This is a genomic window from Flavobacterium solisilvae (assembly GCF_012911605.1).
In the GTDB taxonomy this organism is placed as follows: Bacteria; Bacteroidota; Bacteroidia; order Flavobacteriales; family Flavobacteriaceae; genus Flavobacterium; species Flavobacterium solisilvae.
This window is the reverse complement of sequence record NZ_JAAMPT010000125.1, coordinates 1-350: the sequence shown is the minus strand read 5'-3', so window position 1 is coordinate 350 and position 350 is coordinate 1. Positions and strand designations below refer to the sequence as shown.

Sequence of the window (350 nt, the reverse complement as noted above, 5' to 3'; positions counted from 1 at the left end):
TCAGCGCTGCACCTAAATGCATTTCGGGGAGTACGAGCTATTTCCGAGTTTGATTGGCCTTTCACCCCTACCCACAGGTCATCCGAAGACTTTTCAACGTCAACCGGTTCGGACCTCCACTATGTGTTACCACAGCTTCATCCTGCCCATGGGTAGATCACACGGTTTCGCGTCTACCACTACTGACTATAGCGCCCTATTCAGACTCGCTTTCGCTACGGATCCATGTCTTAAACACTTATCCTTGCCAGCAACGGTAACTCGTAGGCTCATTATGCAAAAGGCACGCCGTCACCCCACGAAAGGGCTCCGACCGCTTGTAAGCGTATGGTTTCAGGATCTATTTCACT

1 rRNA gene is annotated in these 350 nt (G+C 50.9%); it reads right to left on the bottom strand.

Annotation, left to right across the window (positions count from 1 at the left end):
• A 23S ribosomal RNA gene (locus tag G6042_RS14715) occupies positions 1-350 on the bottom strand; the annotation flags it as partial.